The 15,327-nt window shown below is 72.6% G+C and carries 13 protein-coding genes and 2 pseudogenes; 12 read left to right on the top strand and 3 right to left on the bottom strand.

The window, feature by feature from the left end; translation table 11 throughout:
* The 3 genes and pseudogenes from Aau02nite_RS13480 to Aau02nite_RS13470 all read left to right on the top strand — a co-directional run.
* Positions 1-235, top strand: a pseudogene (locus Aau02nite_RS13480) (sugar ABC transporter ATP-binding protein); the annotation flags it as partial.
* On the top strand, positions 232-1,485 hold the full coding sequence (locus Aau02nite_RS13475) for a sugar ABC transporter permease (RefSeq protein ID WP_212988710.1): 1,254 nt from the start codon (positions 232-234) through the stop codon (positions 1,483-1,485). The pseudogene Aau02nite_RS13480 and the gene Aau02nite_RS13475, both read left to right, overlap by 4 nt.
* Before the next feature lie 31 nt (positions 1,486-1,516).
* Entirely contained in the window at positions 1,517-2,692 is a 1,176-nt protein-coding gene (locus tag Aau02nite_RS13470; protein ID WP_212988709.1) for an ROK family protein, read from the top strand.
* A 155-nt stretch (positions 2,693-2,847) separates the two neighbouring features.
* Here the strand turns inward: Aau02nite_RS13470 and Aau02nite_RS13465 are convergent, their stop codons facing one another.
* Positions 2,848-3,393, bottom strand: coding sequence for a hypothetical protein (locus tag Aau02nite_RS13465; RefSeq protein WP_212988708.1), 546 nt, complete (start codon positions 3,391-3,393; stop codon positions 2,848-2,850).
* Between the two features lie 268 nt (positions 3,394-3,661).
* Here Aau02nite_RS13465 and Aau02nite_RS13460 point away from each other — a divergent pair, with 268 nt between their 5' ends.
* The 3 genes from Aau02nite_RS13460 (at position 3,662) to Aau02nite_RS13450 (ending at position 7,582) form a co-directional block, all read left to right on the top strand.
* Positions 3,662-4,981, top strand: a complete 1,320-nt coding sequence (locus tag Aau02nite_RS13460; protein ID WP_212988707.1) for an aminotransferase class I/II-fold pyridoxal phosphate-dependent enzyme — start codon at positions 3,662-3,664, stop codon at positions 4,979-4,981.
* An 18-nt stretch (positions 4,982-4,999) separates the two neighbouring features.
* Positions 5,000-5,932, top strand: a complete 933-nt coding sequence (locus tag Aau02nite_RS13455; protein ID WP_212988706.1) for a serine hydrolase domain-containing protein — start codon at positions 5,000-5,002, stop codon at positions 5,930-5,932.
* A gap of 99 nt (positions 5,933-6,031) precedes the next feature.
* Positions 6,032-7,582, top strand: a complete 1,551-nt coding sequence (locus Aau02nite_RS13450; protein WP_212988705.1) for an alpha/beta fold hydrolase — start codon at positions 6,032-6,034, stop codon at positions 7,580-7,582.
* A gap of 35 nt (positions 7,583-7,617) precedes the next feature.
* Here the strand turns inward: Aau02nite_RS13450 and Aau02nite_RS13445 are convergent, their stop codons facing one another.
* Positions 7,618-7,815 carry a hypothetical protein gene (locus Aau02nite_RS13445; protein ID WP_246595105.1) on the bottom strand — a complete coding sequence of 66 codons (198 nt, stop codon included), beginning with the start codon at positions 7,813-7,815 and terminating at the stop codon, positions 7,618-7,620.
* A 276-nt stretch (positions 7,816-8,091) separates the two neighbouring features.
* Here Aau02nite_RS13445 and Aau02nite_RS13440 point away from each other — a divergent pair, with 276 nt between their 5' ends.
* The 6 genes from Aau02nite_RS13440 to Aau02nite_RS13415 are packed head-to-tail and all read left to right on the top strand — an operon-like array spanning position 8,092 to position 14,113.
* The gene (locus Aau02nite_RS13440; protein ID WP_212988704.1) at positions 8,092-9,405 is read left to right on the top strand and encodes a hypothetical protein; all 1,314 of its coding nucleotides are present in this window, start codon (positions 8,092-8,094) and stop codon (positions 9,403-9,405) included.
* Between the two features lie 47 nt (positions 9,406-9,452).
* Positions 9,453-10,610: a sensor histidine kinase gene (locus Aau02nite_RS13435; RefSeq protein ID WP_212988703.1), complete on the top strand. Its 1,158-nt coding sequence runs from the start codon at positions 9,453-9,455 to the stop codon at positions 10,608-10,610.
* Positions 10,610-11,044, top strand: a complete 435-nt coding sequence (locus Aau02nite_RS13430; RefSeq protein ID WP_212988702.1) for a response regulator — start codon at positions 10,610-10,612, stop codon at positions 11,042-11,044. Before Aau02nite_RS13435 ends, Aau02nite_RS13430 begins: the two co-directional genes overlap by 1 nt.
* Positions 11,045-11,049: 5 nt before the next feature.
* Positions 11,050-12,969, top strand: a complete 1,920-nt coding sequence (locus tag Aau02nite_RS13425) for a hybrid sensor histidine kinase/response regulator (protein ID WP_212988701.1) — start codon at positions 11,050-11,052, stop codon at positions 12,967-12,969.
* A 20-nt stretch (positions 12,970-12,989) separates the two neighbouring features.
* Positions 12,990-13,733, top strand: a complete 744-nt coding sequence (locus tag Aau02nite_RS13420) for an arsenate reductase/protein-tyrosine-phosphatase family protein (protein WP_212988700.1) — start codon at positions 12,990-12,992, stop codon at positions 13,731-13,733.
* Positions 13,730-14,113: a VOC family protein gene (locus Aau02nite_RS13415; RefSeq protein WP_212988699.1), complete on the top strand. Its 384-nt coding sequence runs from the start codon at positions 13,730-13,732 to the stop codon at positions 14,111-14,113. Before Aau02nite_RS13420 ends, Aau02nite_RS13415 begins: the two co-directional genes overlap by 4 nt.
* Positions 14,114-14,198: 85 nt before the next feature.
* Here the strand turns inward: Aau02nite_RS13415 and Aau02nite_RS47845 are convergent.
* Positions 14,199-14,788, bottom strand: a pseudogene (locus Aau02nite_RS47845) (sensor histidine kinase).
* Between the last annotated feature and the right edge of the window lie 539 nt (positions 14,789-15,327).

The raw sequence follows: 15,327 nt of genomic DNA, 5'->3' as shown, positions 1-15,327 counted from the left end.
CCTCGGCGTCGTGCTCATCTCCCACAACATGAACGACGTCTTCGCCGTCTCCGACCGCGTCGCCGCCCTCTACCTCGGCCGCACCGCCGCCCAGGTCAAAACCACCGACGTCACCCACTCCCAGATCGTCGAACTCATCACCTCCGGACGCAGCGGCAACCTCGGCCTGCCCCCGGAGAAGCCCGCCGACTTCGCCAGCGACGCCATCGACATCACGCCCGGAGGGGACCAGTGACCACCACCACGACCACGGCCGGCGGCGTCCAGGTGGTCAAGCCGACCCTCGGCAGCCACATCCACGACTACTGGGGCCGGGTCCGCGGCGGCGACCTGGGCAGTCTGCCCGCCGTCCTCGGACTGGTCGTCCTGTCGCTGATCTTCGGGGTCGCGCGGGAGACGTTCTTCAGCCCGCTGAACTTCGCCAACCTGTTCACCCAGGGCGCCCAGGTGGTCTTCATCGCCATGGGCCTGATCTTCGTGCTGCTGCTCGGCGAGATCGACCTCTCCGCCGGCTTCGCCAGCGGCGTGTGCGGCGCCGTGATGGCCATCCTGCTCACCAACCACGGCGTCGCCTGGTACCTCGCCATCCCGGCCGCGCTGCTCACCGGCGTGGTCATCGGCCTGGCGCTGGGCCTGCTGATCGCCAAGGTCGGCATCCCGTCCTTCGTCGTCACGCTGGCGGCCTTCCTGGGCTTCCAGGGCCTGCTGCTGGTGCTGCTGGGCGGCGGCATCAACATCTCGATCCGCGACCCGTTCGTCATCTCGCTGAACAACGACAACATCCCGGTGCTGTGGAGCTGGATCCTGGCCATCGGCGTGGTCGCCGGCTACGCGCTGGTGCAGTTCAACCGGGTTCGCGCCCGTGCCGCCCGCGGTCTGGTCACCGACCCGATCGGCATCGTGCTGCTGCGCATCGCCGGCCTCGCGGTGCTGGTGCTGACCACCACGGCGGTGCTGTCGCAGGAACGTGCCGTCAACCCGGCGATCAACTCGCTCAAGGGCGTGCCGATCGTCGTCCCGGTCATCGGGGCCTTCCTGATCTTCTGGACCTTCGTGCTGAGTCGCACCACGTACGGCCGGCACGTCTACGCGGTCGGCGGCAACACCGAGGCGGCCCGCCGAGCCGGCATCCCGGTCGACCGGATCCGCATCTCGGTCTTCGCGATCGCGTCGACCATGGCGGCCATCGGCGGCATCATGGCGGTCAGCCGGGCCAGTTCGGTCGACCCGAACACCGGCGGCAGCAACATCCTGCTCTACTCGGTGGGCGCGGCCGTGATCGGCGGCACCAGCCTCTTCGGCGGCAAGGGCAAGGTCATCAACGCGGTCATCGGTGGTGCGGTGATCGCGGTGATCGACAACGGGATGGGCCTGATGGGCTTCTCGTCCGGACAGAAGTACATCTTCACCGGCCTGATCCTGCTGGTCGCCGCCAGCGTCGACGCCCTGGCCCGGCGCAGGGCGGCAGCTACCGGAACACGGTGAGCGAAACTTCGGGCCCGGGGACGGCGCGCTGATGCGGGCCGGCCCCAGCCCGGAGGAGGTACGCCGGTACAACCTCGGATCCCTGCTGCGCTACGTCCACCTCAACGGCGCGACGTCGCGGGCCGAGCTCACCAACCGGCTGGGCCTCAACCGCAGCACCATCGGCGCGCTGACCGCCGAGCTGACCACCGCCGGACTGGTCAGCGAGGCGGTGCCCCGCGAGACCGGGCGGGCCGGGCGGCCCTCGCTGGTGGTGCGGCCGGAGTCGGTGCGGGTCCACGCGTACGCGCTGAGCATCGAGGTCGACCGGCTCCGGGCGGCCCGGGTCGGTCTCGGCGGCCGCGTGCTGGACCGGCGCGAGTGCCGGCGCCCGCCCGGGATGCAGGTCCTCGACACGGTCGAGCCGCTCGCGGACTTCGTCGGGGCGATGCGCCGCGAGGTGGCCGACGGCGCCCGCCACGTCGGCACCGGCGTGGCGGTCGCCGGCCGGATCCGCCGCGCGGACGGCACGGTCCGGCTGGCACCCACCGTGGACTGGGCCGAGCCGCTCGGGGCCGCACTCGGGGCCGCGCTGGGCGACGAGCACCGGCTGACCGTGGGCAACCACGCGGACGTCTCGGCCCTGGTCGAGCACAGCCGCGGCGCCGCGATCGGCTGCGACAACGTCATCTACCTGCACGGCGACGCCGGGATCGGCGCCGGCATCATCGCCGGCGGCGCGCAGGTGACCGGGTACGGCGGCCACGGCGGCGACATCGGGCACATGGTGGTCAACCCGTACGGCCGCGAGTGCACGTGCGGCTCGCGCGGCTGCTGGGAAACCGAGATCGGCGAGCAGGCCCTGCTCCGGCGGGCCGGCCGCGACGGCGAGACCGGCCGCGAGGCGGTCCTGGGCGTGGTCCGGGCGGCCATGCACGGCGACAGCCGGGCCCAGTTCGCGGTGCGCCGGGCGGGCGAGTGGATCGGCTTCGGGGTGGGCAACCTGGCCAACATCTTCAACCCGGAAGCAGTGATCTTCGGCGGCACGCTGCGCGACGTCTACCTGGTGGCGGCGGCCCAGATCCGCAGCCGGCTGAACGAGGTGGCCCTGCCGGCCTGCCGCGAGCACATCCGCCTGCGGACCCCGGGCCTGGGCAACGACGCGGCCCTGATCGGCGCGGCCGAACTCGCCTTCCAGCACCTGCTGGACGACCCGCTACTCAGCTGACCGGCTCGGGCATCCACCCGAGCCGGACAGGCGCCCCGCACGACGCCGCGGCGGCCGGCCGGCTCCGGCGCCCATCCAACTCGGACCGATGCCCCGCACGATGCCGGCGGCGGCCGGCCAGCTCTACCCGGGGCCCCGGCGAGCAGGGCGCCGGGTCATCGGCAGCGCCAGTGGCCGCGGGCCCGGTGGCCGTCGCGGAAGTGGCCGGTCACCCGGTTACAGCCGGAGCGCCGGCCGCGGTCCAGTCCGTCGCCGGCGCCCGGCCCGATGCCTCCATCGGCGTCCTCGCCGCCGGTCAGGTCCTCGTCCGGGTCGTCGCCGGCGCTCCCGTCGTCGCCGCCGGTATCGGGCTGCGGCCGGGTGACATCGACCGGCTCGGGATCCCGCGGCGGCTGGTGCGCTCCCGGCGCGGTGTCCCGGGCGGGAGGTCCGGCAGCCACGCCATCGGCAGCGGAGACAGGCCGGGCCGGGCGGGCCGGGAGCGGCGGCACGGTCACGGTCGTGGCGACCACCGGCGGCGTGCGATCCCGGCGCGGTGCCGGTGGCGGGCTGTCCCCCATCACCGCGCCGGCCGGCCCGGGCCGCTCCGTCACGGCGATCTCCGGGGTCACCGCGCGGTCGGGTGGGGTGGGCGGCCCGCCGCAACCACCCATGGCGAGGGCCAGCGCGCCGAACCCGGCGAGGAGCCACTTCTTCGTCATGCCCGTAACGCTATGCACCTTTTGCCCGATATCCCGGCAACCGCCGGGCCGCCAGCGCGAGTCGGCACCTTCGGACAGACCCACCCGGCCGGGCAGCCGACCCGGTACGGCGTGCACACCCTGCGGGGTAGCTCCTCCGGCCGCCGCGGGATGGACGAAACGGCAGCTCTGCCGGGGTTGCCTTGACGCCGCGACCCGCGGACCCCAATCCTGGGCAAGCCCGGTGATTACCCCCCGAAATCACCGCTTCAGGAACGGAAATGACGCCTTGCTCCCCACCGCATCGGTGCGTGACTTCGCCAGTGATCCGTACGCCGCCTACCCCGCCGGCAGCAGGTACTCCGCCGACGTGCAGCCGGGCGGGCTGCTGGACTTCGAGGCCGCGCGGCAGTGGCTGTCGCGCATCGACCAGTGCCGGGACGCCAACGCGTACACCTTCGGGCTGCCGCTCGACGCGGCGGCGTCGGTCCGCAGCGGTTTCGCCGGCGCGGAGCTCCTGCTCTTCTCCACCTACGGCTACCTGGGGCTGAACCAGCACCCGCGGATCGTGGCCGCCGCGACGGAGGCCGCGCAGCGCTGGGGCACCACCACGGGCGGCTGCCGGCTGATGACCGGCACGCTGGAGCTGCACCTGGAGACCGAACGCGAGCTGGCCGGCTTCCTCGGCACCGAGGCCCTCGCCCTGTACTCCAGCGGGTACGACGCCAACGTGGCGGTGATCTCGTCCCTGCTCGGCCGCCACGACGTCGCCGTCATCGACGAGAAGGCGCATCGCAGCATCCTCGACGGCTGCCGCCTGTCCGGGGCCCGGACGGTCCGCTTCCGGCACAACGACATCGAACACCTCGACGCGGTCGTGGCCCGGCACCGCGCCACGGGGGCCCGGGTGCTGGTCGCCGTCGACGGGGTCTACTCGATGGACGGCGACATCGCCCCGCTGGCCGCGATCGTCGAGGTCAAGCAGCGCCACGGCGCGTTCCTGCTGCTCGACGAGTCGCACGCGATCGGGGTGCTGGGCGCCGACGGCCGCGGCACCGCGTCGCACACGGACGTGCCGCCCGGCGCCGTGGACGTCATCACCGGCTCGCTCGGCAAGGCGTTCCCGTCCGGCGGCGGGTTCGCGGCCGGTAGCCGTGGCCTGGTCAACTACCTGCAGCACGGCTCGGCGCCGTACATGTTCTCGTCCGCGCTCACCCCGGCCAACACGGCGGCCGTCCGCGAGACCGTCCACGTGCTGCTCGACGAGCCGCACCACATCGAGAGCATGTGGAAGAACACGGCCCGGCTGACCAACCTCGTCCGCGACCTGGGGCTGACCACCGGGCCGACGGAGACGCCGATCGTGCCGGTGGTGCTCGGGGACACGCTGCGGACGTACCAGTGGGCCCGGCACCTGTTGGACGACGGCATCTACGTCTCCGCCGTGCCCGCCCCCGCGGTGCCGGAGGGTCAGTCCCGGCTGCGCCTGTGCGCCACCGCCCGGCAGAGTTCCGCGGACCTCGAGCGGCTCGGCCGCGCGTTGCGCCGGGTGCTGGACCTCGAGGCCACCGCGACCGGCCGGGAGAACGGTGATGCGCCGCTCCCGTAGCGCTGCGATCATCGCCTGATGCCCGATGCCGCCGCCGTGCACGCCGCCTGCCGCCACATCGGCGAAGTGGTCGGCACGGACCCCCGCTACGCCCACACCAGCCACCTGCGCGTGCTCGTCGCCGGCGAACCCGTCTTCGACGAGCACTACCGCGGCCCGATGGTCGCCGACGTGTTCTCGGTGACGAAGTCCGTCGTGGCGACGGTGGCCGGGATCGCCGTGCGGCGCGGGCTGCTACCCGGCCTGGACGAGCCGCTGCATGCCGTGCTCCCCGCACTGCGCGACACACCCGCGTACGGGCAGACCTGGCGGCACCTGCTGACCATGACCCGCGGCGCCGCCGTCGACGGCCCCTGGGACATCGACGCGGTCACCGCCCTGCCGGGCGGGCAGGTCGCCCGGGTCGCGTCCGCGCCGCGCACCGATCCGCCGGGGAAGGTCTTCCGGTACGACAACGGCGCGGCCCACCTGCTGTCGGCGGGCCTGGCACAGGTGCTCGGCTGTCCGGTGGGTGAGTTCGCCGCCGCCGAGTTGTTCGCGCCGCTGGGCATCGCGGACGCGGTCTGGCCCACCGATCCGGACGGTGTCAGCTACGGCTTCGCGCATCTGCGCCTGTCGGCCGAGGCCCTGGGCCGGCTCGGCGAGTTGTGGCGGCTGGGCGGGCAGCCGCTGGTCGACCCGGCCTTCGCCGCCGCGATGACCACGGCCCAGTCGCCGGGCGGGCCGCCCGAGGAGCTGCCGTACGGCTTCGGCATCTGGACCGGCGACGGTCTGCTGCTGGCCGGAGGCTGGGCCGGGCAGCACGTCGTGGTTCTGCCGCACGCCGTGGTCGTCACCACCGGCGATCCCCGCTTCGACGCCGGACCGCCGGCCCGTGACGAGCTGCCGCCGGACTGGCGCCCCGCCCTGGAGTTGGTCCGCCGGCACCTGCTGCCGGTGATCGCGCGCTGAAGGACTGACCGGGCCGCCGCCCCGACGGCTTGATCATTTCGTGTGACGACGTGGCGGTTCGGGCTCTGCCGGTGAGGTCGCGCCCCTAGCTTCTGGGCTATGAGATTCCCCCGATCATCCCTGGCCGCCGCCGCGGTGCTGGTCCTGCTCACCGCGGCGCCGGTCCATGCCACTCCCCGGCCGTCGACCGCCGAGCTGCCGGCGGGTGGGGTGCCGGGCGTGCCGGTGCCCACGCTGGCGTGGAGCGATTGCGGCGACGGCGTGCACCAGTGCACCTCGGCCCGGGTGCCGCTCGACTACCGCCGTCCGGACGGGACACAGCTCACCCTGCAGCTGCGGCGCCGGCCGGCCGCCGACCCGGCCACCCGGATCGGCACGTTGTTCCTCTACGCCGGCGGCCCGGGCAGCTCCGGATGGGACTGGGTCCAGTCGTTCGCGACCTCGTCCTCGCCGGAGCTGCGCGACCGCTTCGACATCGTCGGCTTCGATCCCCGCGGGGTGCACCGCAGCCAGCCGGTCACCTGCCTCGACGGGCCGGCGTACCGGGCGCAGTGGGCCCAGGCCAGGACCCGGCCCGCACCGGACTCCTTCGGCACGGCCGTGCGCCTGGCCCGGGAGTGGAACGCCGCGTGCCGGGCGCATTCGGGTGGGCTGCTGCCGTACCTCGGCACCGCGTCGCAGGCCCGGGATCTGGACCTGTTGCGGGCCGCTGTCGGCGACGACAAGCTCACCTACTTCGGCGGGTCGTACGCCTCGTACGTGGGCACCGTCTACGCCGACATGTTCCCCCAACGCACCCGCGCTCTGGTGCTGGATTCGGGTTACGACCCGCGTAAGTACGCTGACGACCCGTACGCGTACGACTATGGCCAGTACCGCGCGACCGAGGCGGCGATGTACCGCTTCCTCGGCTGGTGCGCGGCCAACCCGCAGCAGTGCGCGTTCGCGGCGGACGTCCCGGCCCCGACCGCCAGCGACCTGGCCGCGAAGGTCCACGCCGTCCTGGACTCGCTCGACGCCGACCCGGTCCGCGACGCCACCGGGGCGGTCAGCGTCAACGGCGCGACCATGCTGTCCGAGCTGACGTACCGGCTCAACAGCGGGACCCGCTACTGGGCCACCCTGGGGACGAACCTGGACCTGGCGGAGTCCCGCACCGGCCCGCTGCTGTACACGATCAGCCAGTCCGACACGGCGTTCAACGCGGTCAACGTCGCGGTGGAGTGCGCCGACCGGGTCTACCCGCGGGGCCTGCCCGAGCTGCGGACCCGGCTGGCCCGGGCCGCGGCCGACTTCCCGCTCACCGCGCCGGGCATGGCGTACGGGCCGCCCGCCTACGACCAGACGCACGCACCGGCCTGCCTGCAGTGGCCGGCCGCCCGGCACAGCCGCTACACGGGCTCGTACCGCGCGCGGGGGTCGGCCCCGATCCTGGTGGTCGGCAACATCGGCGATCCGGACACCCCGTACGCGGACTCGGTCGCGCTGGCCCACACCCTGGCCCACGGCCGCCTGCTCACCTGGGACGGCGAGGGCCACACCGCACGCCGCAAGAGCGCCTGCGCCGAGGCCCACATGTACGAGTACCTGCTCCGGCTCACTCTCCCGCCCGCCGGAACCGTCTGCCGCGACGCACCGATGCCCGCCTGAGACGATCGGCCGCCGCCGTTCCGCGGCGGCGGTGGTCAGCTCTCGTCGAGGATCTCCCGGACTCCGGCGAACATCCGGAAGATCTCGATGCGGGCGTCGAGGAACCCCATCCGGTAGTCCGCCCCGGTCCGCGGATCCCTGGCCTGTGCGGCGTCCCGGCACCCGGCCAGCGCGTCGGCCCGACCGGTCCCGTAGGCCAGCAGCGCGTCGTCCATGAGCCCCTCGTCCTTCACGGGCGACAATGTCGCACGCTGCGGCGACGGGCGAGAACCGGCCGTCCATCCGAGGAGAACCCGGCCGATCCGCCAGCTCGTGCACCCACCGTGACCGCCTGCGTGCACTGAGGCGATCTTCTCCATACCCCCTACCGCCTCGGGGTATCCGCACCACCGCTGATCTACAGTTGATTTGCCCGATATAACGGGAATTGGGTTGAGCGGTGATCCGCCGGGAACGTTGTGCCGGCCTGGTCACGGTGGGCAACCTCGGGGATTCGTGAAGGGATCACGATGGAGCTGGAGCGGGTCGGCACCTGGATATTGAACGAACTTCCCCGTCTCAACCGGGCGATCCTGGCCGGCGAGGCTCCCCCGGGAGTGCTCGTCGACGCTCTCTGCCGGCAGGTGCTGCCCGGGCTGCCCCGGCCGGAACGGCTGGACCGGCTCGAGGCCCAGCGCCTGGTGGTGCACCTGGGGTTCGCCGGAGCCTCGGTCGCCCGGCACTTCCAGGAGCGCACGCCGGGCGGCAAGGAGGAGCCCCAGCGCGCGTTCGACCAGCTGACCGTGGGCGACACGGCGGCCCCTTTCCCGGCGTACTTCACGGCGCTGGCCGAGCACACCGGGACCGGGCACTACCACCGCGACAGCTACGCCTCGCTGGTGCGCTGGAACGTCGGCACCGTGCAGGTCTGTCTGGGCGACGAGGTGCTGGCGAGCCTGCCGGGCGTGTTCGACGACGGCCGGATCCGCAGCTACACCGGTACCCCGGCCGAGGAGCGCTTCTTCGCCCTGGTCAAGCGCAGCGAGGCGCTCGAACTGGCGGTGAACAACCTGCTGGAACCGCTGGCCCGCGCCGGGACCAGGCTCGACTCCGACGACGCGGTGCTGCGGGTGCAGACGTCGACGACCCTGCTCGAGGCCATGCGGCGGCTCTTTCTCACCTTCGCGGCACTGCCGGCCGAGCAGAGCATGCCGGCGGAGCACTTCATGGACGTCTTCCGCCAGTTCGCCGTGCACTGGCTGCCGGACGACATCCCGCCCAGCGGCGCCCTCGATCCCGAGGCCCTCAAGCGGGACTTCCTGCTCGGCATCGCGCTGGACGACTACGGCCGGCACGTCCGCCGGCTGTTCCCCGCCCTGCTGGCCGACGAACGCGAGGCCCTCGCCACCCTGATGGTCCAGCCGACGCTGCCGCAACGGCTGCTGACCGACCTGGAGGTGGACAGCACCGCACTGGCGACCGCCGACGCCACCGACCTGTGCCGCCTGGTCCGGCGTGCGCCGGCCCTCGCCGACTGGTACGCGGTGCTGAACGCGCACGCGCGAGCGGCCGGAGCGCACCTGATGCTGAGCAAGAAGTTCCTGTTCAAGCCGCAGACCCAGCGCGATCTGGCCGGCCGGGGCGACCAGCGGCTGGTGTCCAACCGGTCGGGCACCACCGGCATGACCGAGACGTTCCTGGAACGGCTGACCCGGGCCCGCCGCGAGCACCTGCTCGCCCCCTTGCGGCAGGTGCTGACCGTCGAAAACACCGCAAACCCCACCACGGGCGCGGTACCGTCACCCTCTGGGACGGCGGCAGTCGCCGTGACCCTGGCGGCCTGAGGGGTGCCTGCGGTGACGGGTCATCCGCTAGTACGTGGGGGTGGGCGGTGAAGGCTCGGGCCAGCCAGAAGCTCATGACGGTGGGCCACGAACAGCTCATGGCCCTCATCGACCACACCTCGGCCGTCATCTACATGCGGGACGCCGACGGCCGGTACCTGCTGGTCAACCGGGAGTACGAACGGTTGTTCAAGCTGCGCCGCGAGGACATCGTCGGGCTGACCGACCACGACCTGTTCGCCGAGGACATCGCCGACGACTTCCGCGCCAACGACCTGCGGGCCTTCGCGCGCGGCTTCCCGGTGCAGATGGAGGAGCAGGCGCCCAGCGACGACGGGCTGCGCACCTACGTCACGGTCAAGTTCCCGCTCACCGACGCGACCGGCCGCTCGTACGCGGTCTGCGGCATCTCCACCGACATCACCGAGCGCAAGCACGCCGAGGAGGAGGTGCGCCGGCTCAACAACGAGCTGGAGCAGCGCGTCCGGGAACGCACCGCGGAGCTGGAGGTCTCCACCCGCGAGCTGGACGCGTTCGCGTACTCGGTGTCGCACGACCTGCGCGCGCCGCTGCGCTCGGTGGAGGGCTTCAGCCAGATCCTGATCGAGGACTTCGGCGACACGCTGGCCGAGGAGGCCCGGCAGTACCTGGGCCGGATCCAGGCCAACGTGGCCCGGATGGCCCAGATGATCGACGACCTGCTCAACCTGTCCCGGGCCACCCGGGTGGAGCTGCGCCGTGAGCACACCGACATCACGGCCCTGGCCGGTGAGGTGGTGGCGGAGCTGCGCGGTCGCGAGCCCGACCGCAGCCCCGGCATCGTCATCCCCGACGGCCTGGTGGCCCAGGGCGATCCGCACCTGATCCGGCTGGTGCTGCAGAACCTGATCGGCAACGCGTGGAAGTTCACCGTGCACAATCCGGACGCCGCCATCCGGCTCGCCCACGAGCAGCGCGACGGCGTCGACGTCTATTCGGTGCAGGACAACGGGGCCGGTTTCGACATGCGGTTCGCCCACAAGCTCTTCGACCCGTTCCAGCGGCTGCACTCGGCCACCGACTTCGAGGGCACCGGGATCGGACTGGCCATCGTGCACCGGATCGTCACCCGCCACGGCGGTCAGATCCGCGCCGAGTCCGCCCCGGGCGAGGGCGCGACCTTCCGGTTCAGCCTCGCTCCGGCGCCGGCGGGGTGGGTGCTGTGATGAGCGACGGCCCGATCCTGCTGGTCGAGGACAACCCCGACGACGTCCTGTTCACGATCCGCGCCTTCGCCAAGAACCACATCCGCAACGAGATCGTCGTGGCCAGCGACGGTGAGCAGGCCCTGCGGCTGCTGCTGCCCGGCGAGGGCCAGCCGCTGCACCCGGCGCTGATCCTCCTCGACATCAAGCTGCCGAAGGTCGACGGCCTGGAGGTGCTGCGGGCCATCCGCGACGACGAGCGCACGAGCTCCCTGCCGGTGGTCGTGCTCACCACCTCCAGCGAGGAACGCGACATCGTGGAAAGCTACCGCCTGGGCGCCAACAGCTTCGTGCGCAAGCCGGTCGTGTTCGAGGAGTTCGTCGAGGCGGCCAACGTCCTGGGCGTCTACTGGCTGCTGGTCAACCAGCCGGCCCCACCGGCCCGGAACGGCTGACGGCGATGGAGGACATCCACGTACTGGTCATCGACGACAGCCCGGACGACGCCCTGCTCATCGTCCGGCAGCTCAAGAAGGCCGGGCTGGCGGTCTCGCACATGCGCGCCGACACGGCGGCAGGCGTCGCCGCCGCGCTCGACGAGCGGGTGCCCGACGTGGTCATCTCCGACTACAACATGCCCGGTTTCCGGGCCGAGGACGCGCTGGAACAGATCCGCGCCTGCGACGCGGACATCCCGTTCATCCTGGTGTCCGGGCAGATGGGCGAGGAGATGGCCGCGGCGTTGATGCGCGCCGGGGTACGCGACTTCGTGCTCAAGGACCGGCTCCCCCGGCTCGGGCCGGCCGTGCAACGGGAGCTGCGCGAGGCCGGCGACCGGCGCCAGCGGCGACGCGCCGAGGCGGCCCTGCGCGACAGCGAGGAGCGGTTCCGCCTGCTGGCCGAGCACGCGCAGGACATCATCTTCCGCTACCGCGGCGTCCCGGAACCGGCGATGGAGTACCTCAGTCCCGCCGTGGAGTCGGTCACCGGCTACCGGCCCGAGCAGTTCTACGACGACCCGGGACTGATCTTCCGGATCATCGAGCCGGAGGACCGGCCGGTCATCGAGCAGTCCTGGCGGTCACCGCACCCCGGCACCCTGACCGTGCGCTGGCACCGGTCCTCGGGCGAGGTCGTGTGGACCGAGCAGCGGGCCGTCGCGATCCTCGACGACGAGGGCCGGCCGGTGGCAGTGGAGGGCATCCTGCGCGACATCACCGAGCGGGTCACGGCCGAGCAGGAACGCGCCGAGCTGGAACGCCAGCTGCGCCAGGCCGAACGCCTCGACTCGCTCGGCCAGCTGGCCGGCGGCATCGCCCACGACTTCAACAACCTGCTGGCGGTGATCGCCGGGTACGCCGACATGCTCAACGAGGAACTGGCGCCGGAGCATCCCGGCCGGGCCGACCTGGACGGCATCAAACAGGCCGCCGTACGCGGCAGCGGGCTCACCCGGCAGCTGCTCATCTTCAGCCGGCTGGAACCGTCGCAGCCGGAGGTGCTGGACGTCAACGCCGTCGTCACCGACATGCAGCGACTGCTCAGCCGCACCCTGGGCGAGGACATCGAGGTGACCACGAGCCTGGCGCCGAGGCTGCCGGCGGTCACCATGGACCGCAGCAAACTGGAACAGGTCCTGATGAACGCGCTGGTGAACTCCCGCGCGGCGATGCCGGCGGGCGGCAAGCTGAGCATCGTGACGGGCGTGGCGTACGGCGCCGAGGTGCCCACCGTCAACCTGACCATCACCGACACCGGTTGCGGCATGACGCCGGAGGTGGCGGCGCGCGCCTTCGAGCCGTTCTACACCACCAAGGGACGCGGTCAGGGCACCGGCCTGGGACTGTCCACGGCGTACGGGACGGTGACCGAAGCGGGCGGCACGATCAGTCTCGAGTCACGGCCGGGCGTCGGCACGACGTTGCGGGTCGGCCTGCCGGCCAGTACGGCCGCCGTACCGGAGAGCACCAGCGTGCCCGGTGCCCGCGCGTCCGGCAGCGGCGAATGGATCCTGGTGGTCGAGGACGAGGACGCCGTCCGCGACATCGTCTGCCGCACCCTGGTCAAGGCCGGCTACCGGGTGCACGCGGCGGGCGATCCGCAACAGGCGCTGAAAATGTGCGTCGACGAGTCCTTCGTGGTCGACGCGCTGCTGACCGACATCATCATGCCGGGCATGTCCGGGACCAGGCTGGCGGCCGAACTGCGGCACACCCGCCCGGACCTGCCGGTGCTGTTCATGTCCGGCTACACCAACGGCCCGACCCCGGGCGGCCACGAGCTGCCCGAGGACGCTCCCCTGATCCGCAAGCCGTTCGAGACGGACACGCTGCTCAGAGAACTCCACCAGCTGCTTTCCCGGGATACTCCATCAAACTGATTTGATGTAATGTCCTGGCCATGGGATCGTCGAGTCCGGAGCCTCCGGCGTTCGTGCGGCTGGCCGCCCATCCGCTGCGCTGGCGGCTGCTCGCCGCGCTGGCCGGCAGCGACCACCGGGTCCGCGAGCTCGTCGACCTGGTCGGTGAGCCGCAGAACCTGGTCTCCTACCACCTGCGCCTGCTGCGCGACGGCGGCCTGGTCACCGCCTCCCGGAGCAGCTTCGACGGCCGCGACAGCTACTACCACCTCGACCTCGACCGCTGCGCGGCCGCACTCACCGGCACCGCCGCCGCCCTGCACCCGGCCCTGCGGCAGCAGTCCACTCCGGAGCTGCCCGCCGGCGGTGCCGTGCTCTTCGTCTGCACGGGCAACAGTGCCCGCTCCCCCATCGCCGAGGCCCTGCTGCGGCACCAGACCGAGGGCCGGGTCGAGGTGGCCAGCGCCGGCATCCGGCCCAGGGCCGAGCTGCACCCCGATGCCGTACGGGTGCTGCGCGAAGACTTCGGCCTCGACATCAGCGACCGCCGTCCCCGCCACTACGACACGTTGACCGGCCACCGCTTCGACCACGTGATCAGCCTGTGTGACAAGGCCCGCGAGACCTGCCCGGACTTCCCCGGCCACCCCCGCCGCGCGCACTGGAGCATCCCCGACCCCGCCACCACCGGCGACCCGCGGCAGGCCTTCGCGCACACCGCGGCCACCCTCGACACCCGCATCAGGCACCTGCTCCCCACCCTGACCGAAGGAGTTCAGCCGTGACCGCAACCGAGCAGTACGTCGCCGTCCGCTACCTCGTCGACGACGTCCAGCAGGCCGTCGACTTCTACACCACTCACCTCGGCTTCACCGTGAGGACCAGCGCGGCCCCCGCCTTCGCCGACGTCGTCCGTGGCCCGCTGCGGTTGCTGCTGTCCGGGCCGGCGAGCTCGGGTGCCCGCGCCACCCCTGACGACGCGGCCACCGCGGGCCGCAACCGCATCCACCTGATCGTCGAGGACCTGGACGCCGAGATCAGCCGCCTGCGCGACCAGGGGGTGCCCTTCCGCAGCGACCTGGTCAGCGGCCCGGGCGGCCGGCAGATCCTGATCTCCGACCCGGCCGGCAATCTGATCGAACTGTTCCAGCCGGCGCAACGCTGACGGCGCTACGCCGGCATCCGGCGGTTGCGGCGGCGTCCGCGCAGCTCGTACGGCCGGGGCTGCGTGACCCCGGACGTGCGGAGAGCTACCCGCTCACGCCCGGCGTACGCGCGATGTGACGCACCGGCCAGGTGACCACCATCCGGGTGCCGCGGTCGGCGGCCTCGTAGTGGGCCTCGCCGCCGTGGGCCTGCGCCAGCTGAGCCACGATCCACAGACCCAGGCCGATGCTGCCGGGTTCTCGCTGCCGAAGCGGGTGAAGAGCCGGGGCTGCGCCGCGACGGGTACGCCGGGACCGTGGTCACGGACCACCAGCGTCGCGGTGCCGCCGCTCTCGGTCACCCGGACCACCACGGGCGGCTCGCCGTGGCGCAGGCCGTTGCCGACGAGGTTGACCACGATCTGCTCGAACCGGTCCCGGTCCAGCACCAGCACCAGCGCCGGGTCGACGTCGACCACGATGTCGTCGCGGCCCAGGTGCGCGACGGCCCCGGCCACCGCCTCGCGCACCGGCCAGGGCCGCAGGTCGAGTTTCAGCCGGCCCTGCGAGTCGATCCGGTCGAGGTCGAGCAGGCCGGCGGTGAGGTGGGTGATCCGGGCGACCTGCCGCAGCGCCCGGTCGATCAGATCGCCGGCGCCCGCACCGGGTTCGTCGCGCAGTTCCTCCAGGACCATCTGCACGGTGGTCAGCGGTGAGCGCACGTCGTGGGCCAGGGCGGCCACCAGTGCGGCCCGCCAGCGTTCGATCTCGGCGATCCGGGCCCGGTCCTCGCGCAGGTAGCGTGCCTGGGCCTCGATCAGGAAGGCGATGCCCAGGGCGACCGGCAGCAGCACCGCCGCCGAGCCCAGGATGGCCGGCGGCTGGCCGGTGAGGACCAGCGGGGCCACGTACGCCACCAGCGCCGGCAGCACGAGCGCGGTCAGCAGCCGGCGCGAGTAGTGCAGCGCCGCCCACGCGAAGATCAGCACCAGGAACGGGCCCGTGCCGGCGGCCATGCCACCGAACGCCCACGTCGAGAAGCCCAGGACGGCGAAGGCGGGCAGCGCGAGCAACGAGGGCGCCCCCGGCCGCCACCGGTGCCAGGGCAGGGGCGCGATGGCCGCGGCCAGGGCCAGGTCCGCCGCCGCGATGATCAGCAGGTCGCCGGCCCGGCGGGTGTCGTTGCCGATCCCGACGAGAGCGAGCAGCCCGGAGAGCGCGAACAGGGCCGCGA

It is taken from the genome of Actinoplanes auranticolor, assembly GCF_018332655.1.
GTDB classification, from domain to species: Bacteria; Actinomycetota; Actinomycetes; order Mycobacteriales; family Micromonosporaceae; genus Actinoplanes; species Actinoplanes auranticolor.
The sequence above is the reverse complement of the archived record's forward strand: the minus strand, read 5'-3'. Positions and strand labels throughout refer to the sequence as shown.